Genomic DNA, 14164 nt, shown 5'->3' with positions numbered 1-14164 from the left:
CGGCCGTGAGCTCCCTCCCGCCTTCCGCCGCCGCCCCGCGCCCCGCGCAGATCCTCGTCATCGACGACGAACCCGACCTGCGCACGCTCTACGAACTCACGCTGCTGCGTGAAGGCTACCGGGTGGAAGCCGCGGGCAGCGTGTCCGAAGCCTGGCAGCACCTGGAGGCCGGCCGCTTCGACGCCGTGATCACCGACATGCGGCTGCCCGACGGCGAAGGCATGGAGATCATCCACCGCATCCAGAAAGACCAGCGCAGCGAGCGCTGCGTGGTCATGACCGCCTACGGCTCCGCCGAGAACGCGGTCGAAGCGCTGAAGGCCGGCGCCTTCGACTACCTCACGAAGCCGGTCGACCTGAAGCAGTTCCGCGCCGTGGTGGCGTCGGCGGTGCAGGCCAACCGCGCGGCGGTGGTCGTTCCGCAGAAAGCGCCGCCGCAGGCCGCCGGCCAGGGCGGCGAGCGTCCCGATGTGCTGGCCGTGACGCGCAGCGGCGCCACCGCGCTCGACCGGCTGGTCGGCGACTCCGACCCGATGCGCCTCGTCAAGTCGCGCATCGCCAAGGTGGCGCGCGGCATGGCACCGGTGCTGGTGCGCGGCGAATCGGGCACCGGCAAGGAGCTGGTCGCGCGCGCCGTGCACGGCTGCAGCCAGCGCAGCGAAGGTCCCTTCGTCGCGGTGAACTGCGGCGCGATTCCCGAGAACCTGCTCGAAGCCGAGTTCTTCGGCGCCAAGAAGGGCTCGTACACGGGCTCGTCGCAAGACCGCGACGGCTACTTCCAGGCGGCGCGCGACGGCACGCTGTTCCTGGACGAAATCGGCGACCTGCCGCTGGCCATGCAGTCGAAGCTGCTGCGCGCCATTCAAGAGCGCAGCGTGCGCGCCATCGGCTCGACGCAGGAAGACGCGGTCGACGTGCGCATCGTGAGCGCCACCCATAAAGACCTGCACGCCGAGGTGCTGGCCGGCCGCTTCCGGCAGGACCTGTTCTACCGCCTCAACGTGATCGAGATCGCCGTGCCCGCGCTGCGCGAGCGCCGCGAAGACCTGCCCGCGCTGTGCACCGCGCTGCTCGCGCGCATCGCCCAGGACGGCGGCCTGCCCGTGCCGCGCCTGTCCGACGCGCTGCTGCAGCGCCTGGCCCAGCACCCGCTGGACGGCAACGTGCGCGAGCTCGAGAACCTGCTGCACCGCGCCGTCGCGCTGAACGACGGCGACGAGCTGCACATCGACCTGATGGGTGCGATGACGCCGATGCCGGCCACGCTGCGCAGCGAATCCGCTGAAGCGCCAGCCGCCGTTGCGGTGGCTGCGCCCCCCGCGCCGGCGGTCGAGCCCAAGCCCGCACCGCCGCCGCTGCCCTCCGATCTGCAAGCCTGGCTCGACCAGCAGGAGCGCGAGATCCTCGTGCGCGCGCTGCACGAAAGCGGCTTCAACCGCACGGCCGCCGCCGCGCGGCTGGGCATGAGCCTGCGCCAGATCCGCTACCGCATCGCGCGCCTGGGCATCTCCACGCCCAACGGCGACGACGGTGCCACCGCGCATGCCGACGACTGACGACCTCGCCACCCCACCGGCCGGCGACGACGGACTCTGGCGCGCCGGCTGGTATCGCTTCGCCAAGGCCCTGCCCTCGCCCAACTTCGGCCCCCGCCCCGTCGGCGCGCAGACCGACCTGATCGTGCTGCACTCCATCAGCCTGCCACCGGGCGAATACGGCAGCGACGCGGTGCAGCAGCTCTTCACCAACCGGCTCGACTGGGACGCGCACCCGTACTTCCAGTCGATCCGCGGGCTCGAGGTGTCGTCGCATTTCTATGTGCGGCGCAACGGCGAGCTCTGGCAGTTCGTGAGCTGCGAGGACCGCGCCTGGCATGCCGGCGTGTCGTCGTGGCGCGGACGCACCAACTGCAACGACGACTCCGTCGGCATCGAGCTCGAAGGCCTCGAGGGCGAGCGCTTCGAGGAGGCGCAGTACGAGACGCTGGCCAGCCTCTGCGCCGCGCTCGCGCAGCACTACGCCATCGCCCACATCGCCGGCCACGAGCACATCGCGCCCGGTCGCAAGCAGGACCCCGGCGCCGGTTTCGACTGGCGCCTGCTGCGCGAACAGCTCGGCTGGAATCCACAGATGTTTCCCGAGCAGGTGGTCGCGCGCTAATTTTTTCAATCGCTCCGTGGCCCGCGATGCGCCGCTCTCGCAGCGCAGCAATCTCGCAAGCGCAGGCACGCGACGTAGCAACCATGCGGCCTGCAGGCCCAAATCGCCTTGCAAGCCGCGCCCCGTGCGGGTTGCGCCACCATGGGCCAGTATTCACGCGGCATCGCTGGCGATGCGCTGGATGCGGCGCAATTCCTGTAAGGGTTGCGTCCATAGGAAAACACTACCTGTAGTGGCTTGTAGGGCACAGACACCCTAGATATAGTGTCTTCCCGTTCGGCAACAACGCCGACGCAAGGCCCGCGAGGCCTTGCCAACCAACAAGAATTGCACAACCGAGAGGAAGCGAATGCAAACTGCACTGAACACCCCGTCGACCCCCCGCGCCGTCCCCGCGACGCCGCAGCAGCAACAAGACACTGCGGGCTCGCCCACCGGTCAGAACCTCGCGCACTACCAGATCATCCGCCGCAACGGCGCCGTCGTTCCCTTCGAGCCGAACAAGATCGCCATCGCGATGATGAAGGCCTTCCTGGCGGTGCACGGCACCCAGGGCGCGGCTTCCGCCAGCGTGCGCGAGACCGTCGACACGCTGACGCAAGGCGTGATCCGCGCCATGGTGCGCTCGCGTCCGGGCGGCGGCACCTTCCACATCGAAGACGTGCAGGACCAGGTCGAGCTCGGCCTGATGCGCGGCGGCCACCATGAAATCGCGCGCGCCTACGTGCTGTACCGCGAACGCCGCACGCAGGAGCGTTCGAAGCAAGGCGAGCAGGACGTGCCCGCCGCACCGGCGCTGCACGTGCTCGACAACGGCGAGCGCGTGGCGCTGGACCTGAACGAGCTCAAGGGCCTGATCGAATCGGCCTGCCAGGGCCTGGGCGACAGCATCACCGCCGCCCCCATCGTCGCCGAGACGATGCGCAACCTGTACGACGGCGTGCCGCTGGACGAGGTCTACAAGGCCTCCATCCTGGCTGCCCGCACGCTGATCGAGAAGGACCCCGACTACACCTTCGCCACCGCGCGCCTGCTGCTGCACACGATCTTCAAGGAAATCATCGGCCGCGAAGTGATGCCGGTCGAGCGCGCCACCGCCTACGCCGACTACTTCCCGCAGTTCATCAAGAAGGGCGTCGAGAACGAGCTGCTCGACGAGAAGCTGCTGCAGTACGACCTGCCCCGCCTGGGCGCCGCCCTGAAGGCCGAGCGCGACAACCAGTTCGACTACCTGGGCCTGCAGACCCTGTACGACCGCTACTTCCTGCACGTGCGCAAGACCCGCATCGAGCTGCCGCAGGCGTTCTTCATGCGCGTGGCCATGGGCCTGTCGCTGAATGAAATCGACCGCGAAGCCCGCGCCATCGAGTTCTACGAAGTGCTGTCGTCGTTCGACTTCATGTCGAGCACGCCCACCCTGTTCAACGCCGGCACGCTGCGCTCGCAACTCTCGAGCTGCTACCTGACCACCGTGCCCGACGACCTGGACGGCATCTACGAGTCGATCAAGGAAAACGCGCTGCTGTCGAAGTTCGCCGGCGGCCTGGGCAACGACTGGACCCGTGTGCGCGCACTGGGCAGCCACATCAAGGGCACCAACGGCGAATCGCAGGGCGTGGTGCCGTTCCTGAAGGTGGTGAACGACACGGCCGTGGCCGTGAACCAGGGCGGCAAGCGCAAGGGCGCCGTCTGCACGTACCTGGAAACCTGGCACCTCGACATCGAGGAATTCCTGGAGCTGCGCAAGAACACCGGCGACGACCGCCGCCGCACGCACGACATGAACACCGCCAACTGGATCCCCGACCTGTTCATGCGCCGCGTGATGGAAAAGGGCACCTGGACGCTGTTCTCGCCCTCCAACGTGCCTGACCTGCACGACCTGTTCGGCGCCGACTTCGAGAAGGCCTACGTCGCCTACGAAGAAAAGGCCGCCCGCGGCGAGATCAAGCCCGCGCGCACCATCCAGGCCTCGGACCTGTGGCGCAAGATGCTCACGATGCTGTTCGAGACCGGCCACCCCTGGATCACGTTCAAGGACGCCTGCAACGTGCGCTCGCCGCAGCAGCACGCCGGCGTCGTGCACTCGTCGAACCTGTGCACCGAGATCACGCTGAACACCAGCGACACCGAAACCGCCGTGTGCAACCTGGGTTCCGTGAACCTGCTGCAGCACCTGAAGGACGGCAAGGTCGACCAGGACAAGCTCAAGCGCACCATCTCGACCGCGATGCGCATGCTCGACAACGTGATCGACATCAACTACTACGCCGTGAAGAAGGCGCGCGACTCGAACCTGCGCCACCGTCCGGTCGGCCTGGGCCTGATGGGCTTCCAGGACGCGCTGTACGAACTGCGCATTCCCTACGCCTCGCAGGAAGCCGTGCAGTTCGCCGACGAGTCGATGGAAGCCATCTGCTACCACGCCTACTGGGCCTCGACCGAGCTGGCCAAGGAACGCGGCAAGTACTCCAGCTACAAGGGCTCGCTGTGGGACAAGGGCATCCTGCCGATCGACTCGCTCGACCTGCTCGAGAAGGCCCGCGGCGGCTACGTCGAAGTGGACCGCTCGGCCACCCTCGACTGGGATTCGCTGCGCGCCAAGATCAAGGCCGACGGCATGCGCAATTCGAACTGCGTGGCCATCGCCCCCACGGCGACCATCTCGAACATCATCGGCGTGGACGCCTCGATCGAACCCTGCTTCGGCAACCTGTCGGTCAAGTCGAACCTGTCGGGCGAATTCACCGTCATCAACCACTACCTGGTGCGCGACCTGAAGCGCCTGGGCCTGTGGGACGACGTGATGGTCATGGACCTGAAGCACTTCGACGGTTCGCTGCGTCCCATCGACCGCGTGCCGCAGGACGTGAAGGCGCTGTACGCCACCGCGTTCGAAGTCGAGACGACGTGGCTGGTGGAAGCCGCCGCGCGTCGCCAGAAGTGGATCGACCAGGCGCAGTCGCTGAACATCTACATGGCCGGCGCCTCGGGCAAGAAGCTCGACGACACCTATAAGCTCGCCTGGCTGCGCGGCCTGAAGACGACCTACTACCTGCGCACGCAGAGCGCGACGCATGCTGAAAAGTCGACGGTGCAATCGGGCCGTCTCAACGCGGTGTCGTCGGGCAACGACGCACCCTCGGGCATGAGCGCACTCGAAGCCGCCGCTGCTGCAGCGAAGGCACAGATGAGCGCGATGCCCGCCACCGACATCGCGTTCTGCGGTGTCGACGATCCGACCTGCGAAGCCTGCCAGTGATGTGCAAGTGAAGCGTCAACACACAAGACGCTTCGATCGATCAGCGAGGTGCTCGCACAAGTGAAAAGCGCGCGACGTTCAATCAATCAAGGCATTGACTGACGTCGCGCGATGCATGCGAGCAACATAACAACCCCATAAATGGCGCACGATGTGAACGAGCACTTTGCAACTCACATCGTTGCTCCGATAATTGCGCATTGGATTTTTCTATGTTGACCTGGGACGAAGAAGTCAAGCCCTCCTTACCAAAGGATATGCAACAAGGATTGCAGCAGCACCACGCATCGACCGGCGGTCTTTCCGCTGGCCGCGCGGTCGCCGCTCCGACTTCGTCGCTTGCACAACCCGCCACTGCCACCGCACCGGTGGCCGCCGCTGCAGGCCAGCGCGTCAAGGCTTCCGACAAGCGGATCATCAACGGCCAGACCGACGTCAACCAACTGGTGCCGTTCAAGTACAAGTGGGCCTGGGAAAAGTACCTCGCCACCTGCGCCAACCACTGGATGCCGCAGGAAGTGAACATGACGCGTGACATCGCGTTGTGGAAAGACCCGAACGGCCTGACCGAAGACGAGCGCCGCATCGTCAAGCGCAACCTCGGCTTCTTCGTGACCGCCGACTCGCTGGCCGCCAACAACATCGTGCTGGGCACCTACCGCCACATCACGGCCCCCGAGTGCCGCCAGTTCCTGCTGCGCCAGGCCTTCGAAGAAGCGATCCACACGCACGCGTACCAGTACATCGTCGAGTCGCTCGGCCTGGACGAGAGCGAGATCTTCAACGCCTACAACGAAGTGCCGTCGATCCGCGAGAAGGACCAGTTCCTGATCCCGTTCATCGACGCCATCAGCGATCCGAACTTCAAGACCGGCACGCACGAGACCGACCAGACGCTGCTCAAGTCGCTCATCGTGTTCGCCTGCCTGATGGAAGGCCTCTTCTTCTACGTCGGCTTCACGCAGATCCTTGCGCTGGGCCGCCAGAACAAGATGACCGGCGCCGCCGAGCAGTACCAGTACATCCTGCGCGACGAGTCGATGCACTGCAATTTCGGCATCGACCTGATCAACCAGCTCAAGCTCGAGAATCCTGGCCTCTGGACCGCAGAGTTCAGGGCCGAGATCAAGGACCTCTTCATGAAGGCCGTCGAGCTCGAATACAAATACGCCGAAGACACCATGCCGCGTGGCGTGCTCGGCATGAACGCCTCCATGTTCAAGGGCTACCTGCGCTACATCGCCAACCGGCGCGCGCAGCAGATCGGCCTCGAAACGCTCTTCCCGAACGAGGAAAACCCGTTCCCCTGGATGAGCGAAATGATTGACCTGAAGAAAGAGCGCAACTTTTTCGAAACCCGCGTGATCGAGTACCAGTCGGGTGGTGCGCTCTCCTGGGATTGAATTTTTCGATACACAACAATTCATGAATTCAAGAATTGCCCTTGCCACCGACTGCGCCAAAGAGCGCGGCATGGACGAGGGCTCAGGTGTTCATGGTGCTGGGGCTCAGATTCCAACGCCATGAATCGCTTCACGCTCCCAACGCGCGTGGAGTGCTTCAATAGGTTGATTTTTTCAACTTGATCAAGGAGAAATAGAAATGGCAACTGCAAAGAAAGCGCCGGCCAAGAAGGCCGCTGCAAAGAAGGCTCCGGCTAAGAAGGCTGTCGCCGCGAAGAAGGCTCCGGCCAAGAAGGTCGCGGCCAAGAAGGCTCCGGCTAAGAAGGCTGTCGCCAAGAAGGTCGTAGCGAAGAAGGCTCCGGCAAAGAAGGTCGCGGCCAAGAAGGTTGCAGCCAAGAAGGTCGTAGCGAAGAAGGCTGCACCGGCGAAGAAGGCCGCTGCCAAGAAGGCTCCGGCAAAGAAGGCCGCCGCCAAGAAGGCGCCTGCCAAGAAGGCCGTAGCGAAGAAGGCGCCTGCCAAGAAGGCTGCTGCCAAGAAGGCCCCTGCGAAGAAGGCTGCCGCCAAGAAGGCCCCTGCCAAGAAGGCCGCGGCCAAGAAAGCCGCGAAAAAGCCCGCTGCCAAGCCTGCCGCTGCTGCCAAGAAGCCTGCTGCCAAGAAGGCCGCCGCGCCTGCGAAGGCTGCCGTAGCGCCTGCCCCTGCGGCGCAAACGACGCTGAATCCCCAGGCAGCCTGGCCGTTTCCGACGGCCAGCAAGCCCTGAGTGAATTCTCAGCGGCCTTGAAAGGCACGAAGCCCGGCACCGCAAGGTGCCGGGCTTTTTTCATGGGCGCCCGCTGTCGCCGAATCGCCGAAGCGATGTGGGCGGGTCGTCAGCGAATCACAGGTCGAGCGTCGCGCGATCGATCTGGTAGTTCTGCGGTCCGCGCTGCGCGATCTTGAGCGCACCGATGCGGTTGCCAAGCGCGGCGCAGCGCGCCAGCGGCCATTCCTTTTCCAGGCCGTACAGCAGGCCACCGCGCCATGCATCGCCGCAGCCCGTGGGCTCGACCACGGCCGTGGGCGTCACGCCGGGCACGTGCTCGCGCTCGCCACCGGTCCACACCTCGCAGCCCTCGGCCGCCAGCGTGACCACGAGGCCGCGCACGCGCTGCGAGATCTCGGCCAGGCTCCAGCCGGTGCGCTGCGACAGCATCTTGCCTTCGTAGTCGTTGACGACGACCCAGCTCGCGAGCTCGATGAAGTGGCGCAGCGCGTCGCCGTCGAACATCGGCAGGCCCTGGCCCGGATCGAACACGAAGGGAATGCCGGCGGCGGCGAACTGCTCGGCGTGCTGCAGCATCGCCTCGCGGCCGTCGGGCGCGATGATGCTGAGCTTGATGTCCTCGCGCGGCACCACCTTCGTGATGTGCGCCTGCTGCATCGCGCCGGGATGGAACGCCGTGATCTGGTTGTTGTCCGTGTCGTTCATGATCATCGCCTGCGCGGTGAAGGTGTCGTCGAGCTGACGCACGAACTCCGTGCTGATGCCCAGCGTGCGCATGCGCTCGGCGTAGTCGGCGCCGTCGCTGCCCAGCGTGGCCATCGGCAGCGCCGTGCCGCCCAGGGCGTTGAGGCTGTAGGCGATGTTGCCGGCGCAGCCGCCGAAGTCACGGCGCAGGCCCGGCACCAGGAACGACACATTCAGGATGTGCAGCTGGTCCGGCAGGATCTGGTCGGCGAACCGGCCTTCGAAAGTCATGATGGTGTCGAACGCGAGGGAACCGCAAATCACTGCTGCCATGGGTGGACCGTAGGTTGGATGAGAAAGGAAACGAACGGCGCGCGTGTCGGCGCTCCGCTCAGGGATAGAAAGCTTCGACGCGGTAGCCCGCGATCGGCGGCAGTGCCGCCGCTTCGCTGGCCGACAGGGTCAGTGGCAGCGAGGCCGCGCGGTCGGCACGCGCCGCCAGCACGCCCGGCGCGCCGTAGTCGGTGGGCGTCAGCACGCGCCGCACGACAGCTTGTTCCTGCGTGTCGAGCAGCGACAGCTCGATGGCCGGCATCGCGAGCGGCACGGTCGCCGCATTGCGCAAGGTGAAGCTCAGACGGTAGTCGTTGCCGCCGCTCTTCTCGCGCGCGAAGGCCGCGCCCTCGATCACGATGTCGCCGATCTGGCGCAGCGCCGCGAGCTCGCAACCGGTGTACTGACACAGCGCCGACAGCGCGGGCCGCAGGTTCGGCTGGCGCGCCACGATGCCGTCGCGCTCGTGGCGAACGATCTGCACGATGAGGGCCAACGCCGCGAGCACGGCCAGCAGCACGAGCAGACGACGCACGCCCTTGCGCTGCCAGAAGCCGACAGCCTTTTCGGTCGGCTCGTCTTCTTCGGCGAAGGGATGCTCTTCAGGCGCCTCGAAGGTCGCGGAGAGCGAGAAGTCCGGCTCGCCTTCGGCCCGCACGCCGGGACCCGGCAGCGGTGCGGCAGCCTCTTCGTGTTGCGCATCGCGGGCCTTGGCGTTCGCGATCTTGGCCGACTTGGCGCGCGCACGGCGCAGCGCCTTCTGGATCAGGAGCTGGTCGTGGTCCTTCTCTTCCTGCTCGCGCTCCGCGGCCGCGCCGTCGTCGTTCTCGCCGGTCGCTGCAACCAGCCCGCGCAGCGCCGAGCTGCGCGGCAGGTCGGGCAAAGGCGGCGCAGGCGGCGGCGATGCGGGAGGCGGCGCGCCGAGGTTCAGGTCGATGTTCGGAAACGGTGGCAGCGAACTCGCGGGCGGACGCCATGCGGGCTCGGTGGCGTCGAGGTCGGACCAGGGCTCATCCGCGGCGAGGCCGTGCGCGGGCAGCGTCAGCTCGAAAGGCAGCGGGGACGCAGCCGGCGCGACATTGGTGGCGGCGGTCGACAGCCCAGCTTCGTCTTGCGGGGCAAGCGATGGCGCCTGCGGCTCGGACTCGTCGTCGAGAAAGTCGGCCTCCTCGACCGCCGGCCGTGCGGCCGCCAGGTCGAGGCGCGCGTCGTCGAAAGACGCCACCAGTGCAGCCATCGACGACATCGGCGAAGCTGCCGGCGTGGGTGCGGGTGCCGGCGCGGCAGGCGCGGACACCGCACCGTCGGGCGCCTCCTGCAGGTCGAGCGTGGCATCGAACACATGGCTGCATCGACCGCAGCGCACCCAGCCGTCCGAGATGCGAAGCTGGTCGCGCACCACCTTGAAGGTGGTGGTGCAGGCGGGGCAACGCGTGACGAGGCTCATGACCGGGCGATTGTAGGGTTGGGCCCTCGCCACGCAGGCAGGTGCCCGGGGCGCCCGCGGTGCGAGCGCCCGGCCGCGCGCTTCAGCAGCGCGCGGTCATGAGGATCCAGCCGTCCTCGGTGTCGCTGACTTCGAGCGCGGCGTACGGCGCATAGGCCGCCTTGAGCTCGTCGGCCTGGCGCTCGAGGATGCCGGCCAGCACCAGCGAGCCGCCGGCGGCCACATGGCTGCGCAGCAGCGGCGCCAGCACCTTGAGCGGCGTCGCGAGGATGTTGGCAAGCACCGTCTGGTACTCGCCCTTCGCTGCTTCGGGCAGGCCCGCGTTCAGCTGCACGCCGTTGGCCTCGGCGTTGAGCCGGGTCGAGGAGACCGCGGCTTCGTCGATGTCGACGGCGTCGATGTTGCGCGCACCGAACTTGGCGGCGCCGATGGCCAGGATGCCGGAACCGCAGCCGTAATCGAGCACGCGCTGGTCGGCAAAAGCGCCCTCGCCTTGCGTCGCGATCCAGCGCAGGCACATGCGCGTGGTCGGGTGCGTGCCGGTGCCGAAGGCCAGGCCCGGGTCGAGCCGGATCACCTGCTTGGCCTGCGCCGGCGGCTCGTGCCAGGTGGGCACGATCCAGAATTCGGGCGTGATCTCGACCGGCGCGAACTGCGATTGCGTAAGCCGCACCCAGTCCTGGTCAGGCACCGGCGCCACGCCGAGCACCGCGCAGCCTTCGAAGAAGTCCTGCAGCGCGAGCACCGAGGCCGCCTCGTGGGCGGCCGCTTCGTCGGGGAACAGCGCGATCACGCGCGAACGCTGCCAGCCCTCCTTGGGCGGCGGCATGCCGGGCTCGCCGAACAGGGCCTGCTCGGCATCGGTCTGCGCATCGGCGTCTTCGACCGACACGCTCAGCGCATCGAGAGCGTCGAGCGCATCGCCGAGCATTTCGACCCGGTCTTCCGGCGCCATGAGGCGGAGTTCAAACATACAGGGCGTTGCGCGTGGACTCAGCGCTTGTGCGCCGCGAGCCACTCTTCCAGGTAGTGGATGTTGGTGCCGCCGCTCATGAACTTGGCGTCGACCATCAGCTCGCGGTGCAGCGGCATGTTGGTCTGGATGCCTTCGATCACCGTCTCGTTCAGGGCCGTGCGCATGCGCGCCATGGCCTGTTCGCGGGTGTCGCCGTAGACGATGATCTTGCCGATCATCGAGTCGTAGTTCGGGGGCACGAAGTAGTTGGTGTACACGTGCGAATCGACGCGCACGCCCGGGCCGCCCGGCGGGTGCCACATGGTGATGCGGCCCGGCGACGGCGTGAACTTCCACGGGTCTTCGGCGTTGATGCGCACCTCGATGGCGTGGCCGCGCATCTCGATCTGGCGCTGCGTGAACGGCAGCTTCTCGCCGGCGGCGACCATGATCTGCGTCTTCACGATGTCGATGCCGGTGGTGAACTCCGTGACCGGATGCTCCACCTGCACGCGCGTGTTCATCTCGATGAAGTAGAACTCGCCGTTCTCGTACAGGAACTCGAAGGTGCCGGCGCCGCGGTAGCCGATCTTCTTGCAGGCGGTGGCGCAGCGTTCGCCGATCTTCTCGATCAGCTTGCGCGGAATGCCGGGGGCCGGCGATTCCTCGATCACCTTCTGGTGGCGGCGCTGCATGGAGCAGTCGCGCTCGCCCAGGTAGACCGCGTTCTTGTGCTTGTCCGCGAGGATCTGGATTTCGATGTGGCGCGGGTTCTGGAGAAACTTCTCCATGTACACGGCCGGATTGTTGAAGGCCGCGGCGGCTTCCGCCTTGGTCATCTGGATCGCGTTGACCAGCGCGGCCTCGGTGTGCACCACGCGCATGCCGCGGCCACCGCCGCCGCCTGCCGCCTTGATGATCACCGGATAGCCGATCGCACGGGCGATGCGCTTGTTGGTGGCGGCGTCGTCCGAGAGTTCGCCTTCCGAGCCGGGCACGCAGGGCACGCCGGCCTTGATCATGGCCTGCTTGGCCGAGACCTTGTCACCCATCGTGCGGATGTTGTCGGGCGTCGGGCCGATGAACTGGAAGCCGCTTTGCTCCACGCGTTCGGCGAAATTGGCGTTCTCGCTCAGGAAACCATAGCCGGGGTGGATGGCTTCGGCGTCGGTCACCTCGGCGGCCGAGATGATGGCCGGCATGTTGAGGTAGCTCAGGCCCGAAGGCGCCGGGCCGATGCACACGGCTTCCTGCGCCAGCTTGACGTACTTGGCTTCGCGATCGGCTTCGGAATAGACCATCACGGCCTTGATGCCCATTTCGCTGCAAGCGCGCTGGATCCGAAGGGCGATCTCCCCCCGGTTTGCAACCAGAATCTTCTTGAACATGCTTACTCGATGATGAACAGCGGCTGGCCGTATTCGACCGCCTGGCCGTTTTCGCCGAGGATCTGCGTGACCGTGCCGGCCTTGTCGGCCTCGATTTCGTTGAGGATCTTCATTGCCTCGATGATGCAGAGCGTGTCGCCCTCGTTCACCTTGCTGCCGACTTCGACGAAAGCCGCGGCGCCCGGGCTGGACGAACGGTAGAAGGTACCGACCATCGGCGACTTCACGGCATGGCCGCTCGGTGCGGCTTCGACGGCGGGGGCCGCGGCGGCCGGAGCGGCAGCACCGGCCACGGCGGGCGCCGCAACAGCGGGCGCGGCGGCCAGGGTCTGCACGTACTGCACGGGGGCGGCACCGCCACCCTTGACGATGCGGACCTTGCCTTCGGTCTCGGTGATTTCCAGTTCGGAAATATTCGATTCGGACACCAGATCGATCAGTGTCTTGAGTTTGCGCAGATCCATGGGACTCCAGTGCCAGCTTTGCCGGTCTTTAGGAAAGAACTTGACCGAAAACCGTCGATTTTCGGCGTTTGGCGTCTAACGCCAGCTTGTGTATTTAAATTCTAACCGTGAACAAGTTGGCGTCGCCAAGCGTCCAGGTCGGTCGTTTCAAGCTTGCCCATTTTACGAGCCAGCACCGAACCGTCGGCATGGAGCACCAAGGTGAACGGCAGGCCGCCCCCGGTGTTGCCCAGATTCTTCACCAGTTCCATGCCCTGCAACCCGGCCAGCGCGGTCGGGTAGGTGACCGGCGTGCGCTGCAGGAACTTGCGCACGGCGCTGGGTTGGTCGATGGCCAATCCCACCACTTGCCAGCCGTTGGCGCCGTGTTCGCGGAAAAAGGCGTCGATCATCGGCATTTCTTCGACACAGGGCGGGCACCACGTGGCCCAGAAGTTGAGCAGCACGGGCTTGCCGCGCAGGCTCGACAGGGCCAGCTCGCCGCCCTCGGGGCGCTCGAAGCGCTGGTCCCAGAACATGGCGGCATCGAGCTTTTCGCCGCCGGTGGCCGCGACGCCGCTGTCATTGCGCTCCCGCCACCAGGCGCCGGCAATGCCGGCCGCGGCAGCGACTGCCGCCACGCCGGCATACAGCATGCCGCGTCGTGTGGGCGTTGAAGTCATTACTGGTCCTTTTCTTGTTCAATGCGTCGGCGCAGCGCGTTCAGGTCGCCGCGCGGCGCGCGCCCCTGGGCGTCGGGCTTGAGGGCGCCGCGCAGGTCGTCGAGGTCGTACACCAGCAGGTGGACCCCGATTTCCTCGCCCAGCGCCCGGCTCGGCGCGTGGACGCTGAGGGCTTCGACCTGCTCGCCATGGAAGCCGGTCACCATGCGCGGCTCGTAGTCCACATGGTGATCGATCAGGGCGATTTCGGCCGACTTGGAATCATCGCAGAACAATTGAATATAAATGTCTGACAAACGTGTGGCCGTACCGTGCCAGACGGCGCCGCCCACATGCGGCCGGAACACGGCCATGCGCTCCATCCACTCGAGCGCGAGCAGGCGCAGCGCGTGCAGTTCCTGGGGCTGGGTGTCGGCGCAGAAGACCGCGATGTAGTCGCGCACCTCGGCCTCGACCTCGTCGTTGTTGGGCAGCGCGGTGCGCGTCGGGAGGCCGAGTTCACGCAGTGCCCGGCGCTTGGCCGGGCCGTACTCGAGCCCCTCCTCGACGACGAGTCGGGCGGCAACGGCGGCGATCTCACGCTTGGACGTGTCCATCGGGGCATTTTGCCCGCTGCGAGCGTCCCTCACATGAACATCAGTAC

General features: G+C 66.4%; 12 protein-coding genes. 5 read left to right on the top strand and 7 right to left on the bottom strand.

From position 1 onward, the window contains the following. Positions 1-5 precede the first annotated feature (5 nt). The 5 genes from AC57B8_RS14935 to AC57B8_RS14915 all read left to right on the top strand — a co-directional run bounded on the left by AC57B8_RS14935 (position 6) and on the right by AC57B8_RS14915 (position 7585). Positions 6-1556: a sigma-54-dependent transcriptional regulator gene (locus tag AC57B8_RS14935; RefSeq protein ID WP_496480013.1), complete on the top strand. Its 1551-nt coding sequence runs from the start codon at positions 6-8 to the stop codon at positions 1554-1556. After that, entirely contained in the window at positions 1543-2160 is a 618-nt protein-coding gene (ampD, locus tag AC57B8_RS14930; protein WP_496480012.1) for a 1,6-anhydro-N-acetylmuramyl-L-alanine amidase AmpD, read from the top strand. Before AC57B8_RS14935 ends, ampD begins: the two co-directional genes overlap by 14 nt. A gap of 349 nt (positions 2161-2509) precedes the next feature. Beyond that, entirely contained in the window at positions 2510-5422 is a 2913-nt protein-coding gene (locus AC57B8_RS14925; RefSeq protein ID WP_496480011.1) for a ribonucleoside-diphosphate reductase subunit alpha, read from the top strand. A gap of 212 nt (positions 5423-5634) precedes the next feature. Then, complete coding sequence (locus tag AC57B8_RS14920) at positions 5635-6825, top strand: ribonucleotide-diphosphate reductase subunit beta (protein WP_496480010.1); 1191 nt, start codon at positions 5635-5637, stop codon at positions 6823-6825. A gap of 199 nt (positions 6826-7024) precedes the next feature. Continuing rightward, positions 7025-7585, top strand: coding sequence for a histone H1-like DNA-binding protein (locus tag AC57B8_RS14915; protein WP_056575601.1), 561 nt, complete (start codon positions 7025-7027; stop codon positions 7583-7585). Positions 7586-7702: 117 nt separating this feature from the next. Here the strand turns inward: AC57B8_RS14915 and AC57B8_RS14910 are convergent, their stop codons facing one another. The 7 genes from AC57B8_RS14910 to AC57B8_RS14880 form a co-directional block, all read right to left on the bottom strand. Next, a complete protein-coding gene (locus AC57B8_RS14910; protein WP_496480009.1) occupies positions 7703-8605 on the bottom strand; it encodes a carbohydrate kinase family protein in 903 nt (300 codons plus the stop codon). 58 nt (positions 8606-8663) lie between these two features. Continuing rightward, positions 8664-10052 carry a zinc-ribbon and DUF3426 domain-containing protein gene (locus tag AC57B8_RS14905; protein ID WP_496480008.1) on the bottom strand — a complete coding sequence of 463 codons (1389 nt, stop codon included), beginning with the start codon at positions 10050-10052 and terminating at the stop codon, positions 8664-8666. Between the two features lie 82 nt (positions 10053-10134). Continuing rightward, positions 10135-11025, bottom strand: a complete 891-nt coding sequence (gene prmA, locus AC57B8_RS14900; RefSeq protein ID WP_062480334.1) for a 50S ribosomal protein L11 methyltransferase — start codon at positions 11023-11025, stop codon at positions 10135-10137. 20 nt (positions 11026-11045) lie between these two features. Continuing rightward, the gene (accC, locus tag AC57B8_RS14895; protein WP_062480332.1) at positions 11046-12395 is read right to left on the bottom strand and encodes an acetyl-CoA carboxylase biotin carboxylase subunit; all 1350 of its coding nucleotides are present in this window, start codon (positions 12393-12395) and stop codon (positions 11046-11048) included. A 2-nt stretch (positions 12396-12397) separates the two neighbouring features. Next, complete coding sequence (gene accB / locus AC57B8_RS14890; protein WP_070060113.1) at positions 12398-12859, bottom strand: acetyl-CoA carboxylase biotin carboxyl carrier protein; 462 nt, start codon at positions 12857-12859, stop codon at positions 12398-12400. Positions 12860-12960: 101 nt separating this feature from the next. Continuing rightward, positions 12961-13521 (bottom strand): TlpA family protein disulfide reductase, encoded by a 561-nt coding sequence (locus AC57B8_RS14885; RefSeq protein ID WP_062481237.1) that lies wholly within the window; start codon positions 13519-13521, stop codon positions 12961-12963. Beyond that, positions 13521-14117 (bottom strand): hypothetical protein, encoded by a 597-nt coding sequence (locus tag AC57B8_RS14880; protein ID WP_062481235.1) that lies wholly within the window; start codon positions 14115-14117, stop codon positions 13521-13523. Before AC57B8_RS14880 ends, AC57B8_RS14885 begins: the two co-directional genes overlap by 1 nt. Positions 14118-14164: the final 47 nt, after the last annotated feature.

The organism is Variovorax sp. BGA-UO-ETr-C22 (assembly GCF_059567965.1).
Note: the sequence above shows the minus strand (reverse complement) of the source record. Positions and strands in the feature narration are given on the sequence as shown.

Excerpts from the sequence above, each read along its gene's own strand:
- ampD (WP_496480012.1), top strand. The coding sequence starts at position 1,543 with ATGCCGACGACTGACGACCTCGCCACCCCACCGGCCGGCGACGACGGA.
- AC57B8_RS14925 (WP_496480011.1), top strand. The coding sequence starts at position 2,510 with ATGCAAACTGCACTGAACACCCCGTCGACCCCCCGCGCCGTCCCCGCG.
- AC57B8_RS14920 (WP_496480010.1), top strand. The coding sequence starts at position 5,635 with ATGTTGACCTGGGACGAAGAAGTCAAGCCCTCCTTACCAAAGGATATG.
- AC57B8_RS14915 (WP_056575601.1), top strand. The coding sequence starts at position 7,025 with ATGGCAACTGCAAAGAAAGCGCCGGCCAAGAAGGCCGCTGCAAAGAAG.
- AC57B8_RS14910 (WP_496480009.1), bottom strand. The coding sequence starts at position 8,605 with ATGGCAGCAGTGATTTGCGGTTCCCTCGCGTTCGACACCATCATGACT.
- AC57B8_RS14905 (WP_496480008.1), bottom strand. The coding sequence starts at position 10,052 with ATGAGCCTCGTCACGCGTTGCCCCGCCTGCACCACCACCTTCAAGGTG.
- prmA (WP_062480334.1), bottom strand. The coding sequence starts at position 11,025 with ATGTTTGAACTCCGCCTCATGGCGCCGGAAGACCGGGTCGAAATGCTC.
- accC (WP_062480332.1), bottom strand. The coding sequence starts at position 12,395 with ATGTTCAAGAAGATTCTGGTTGCAAACCGGGGGGAGATCGCCCTTCGG.
- accB (WP_070060113.1), bottom strand. The coding sequence starts at position 12,859 with ATGGATCTGCGCAAACTCAAGACACTGATCGATCTGGTGTCCGAATCG.
- AC57B8_RS14885 (WP_062481237.1), bottom strand. The coding sequence starts at position 13,521 with ATGACTTCAACGCCCACACGACGCGGCATGCTGTATGCCGGCGTGGCG.
- AC57B8_RS14880 (WP_062481235.1), bottom strand. The coding sequence starts at position 14,117 with ATGGACACGTCCAAGCGTGAGATCGCCGCCGTTGCCGCCCGACTCGTC.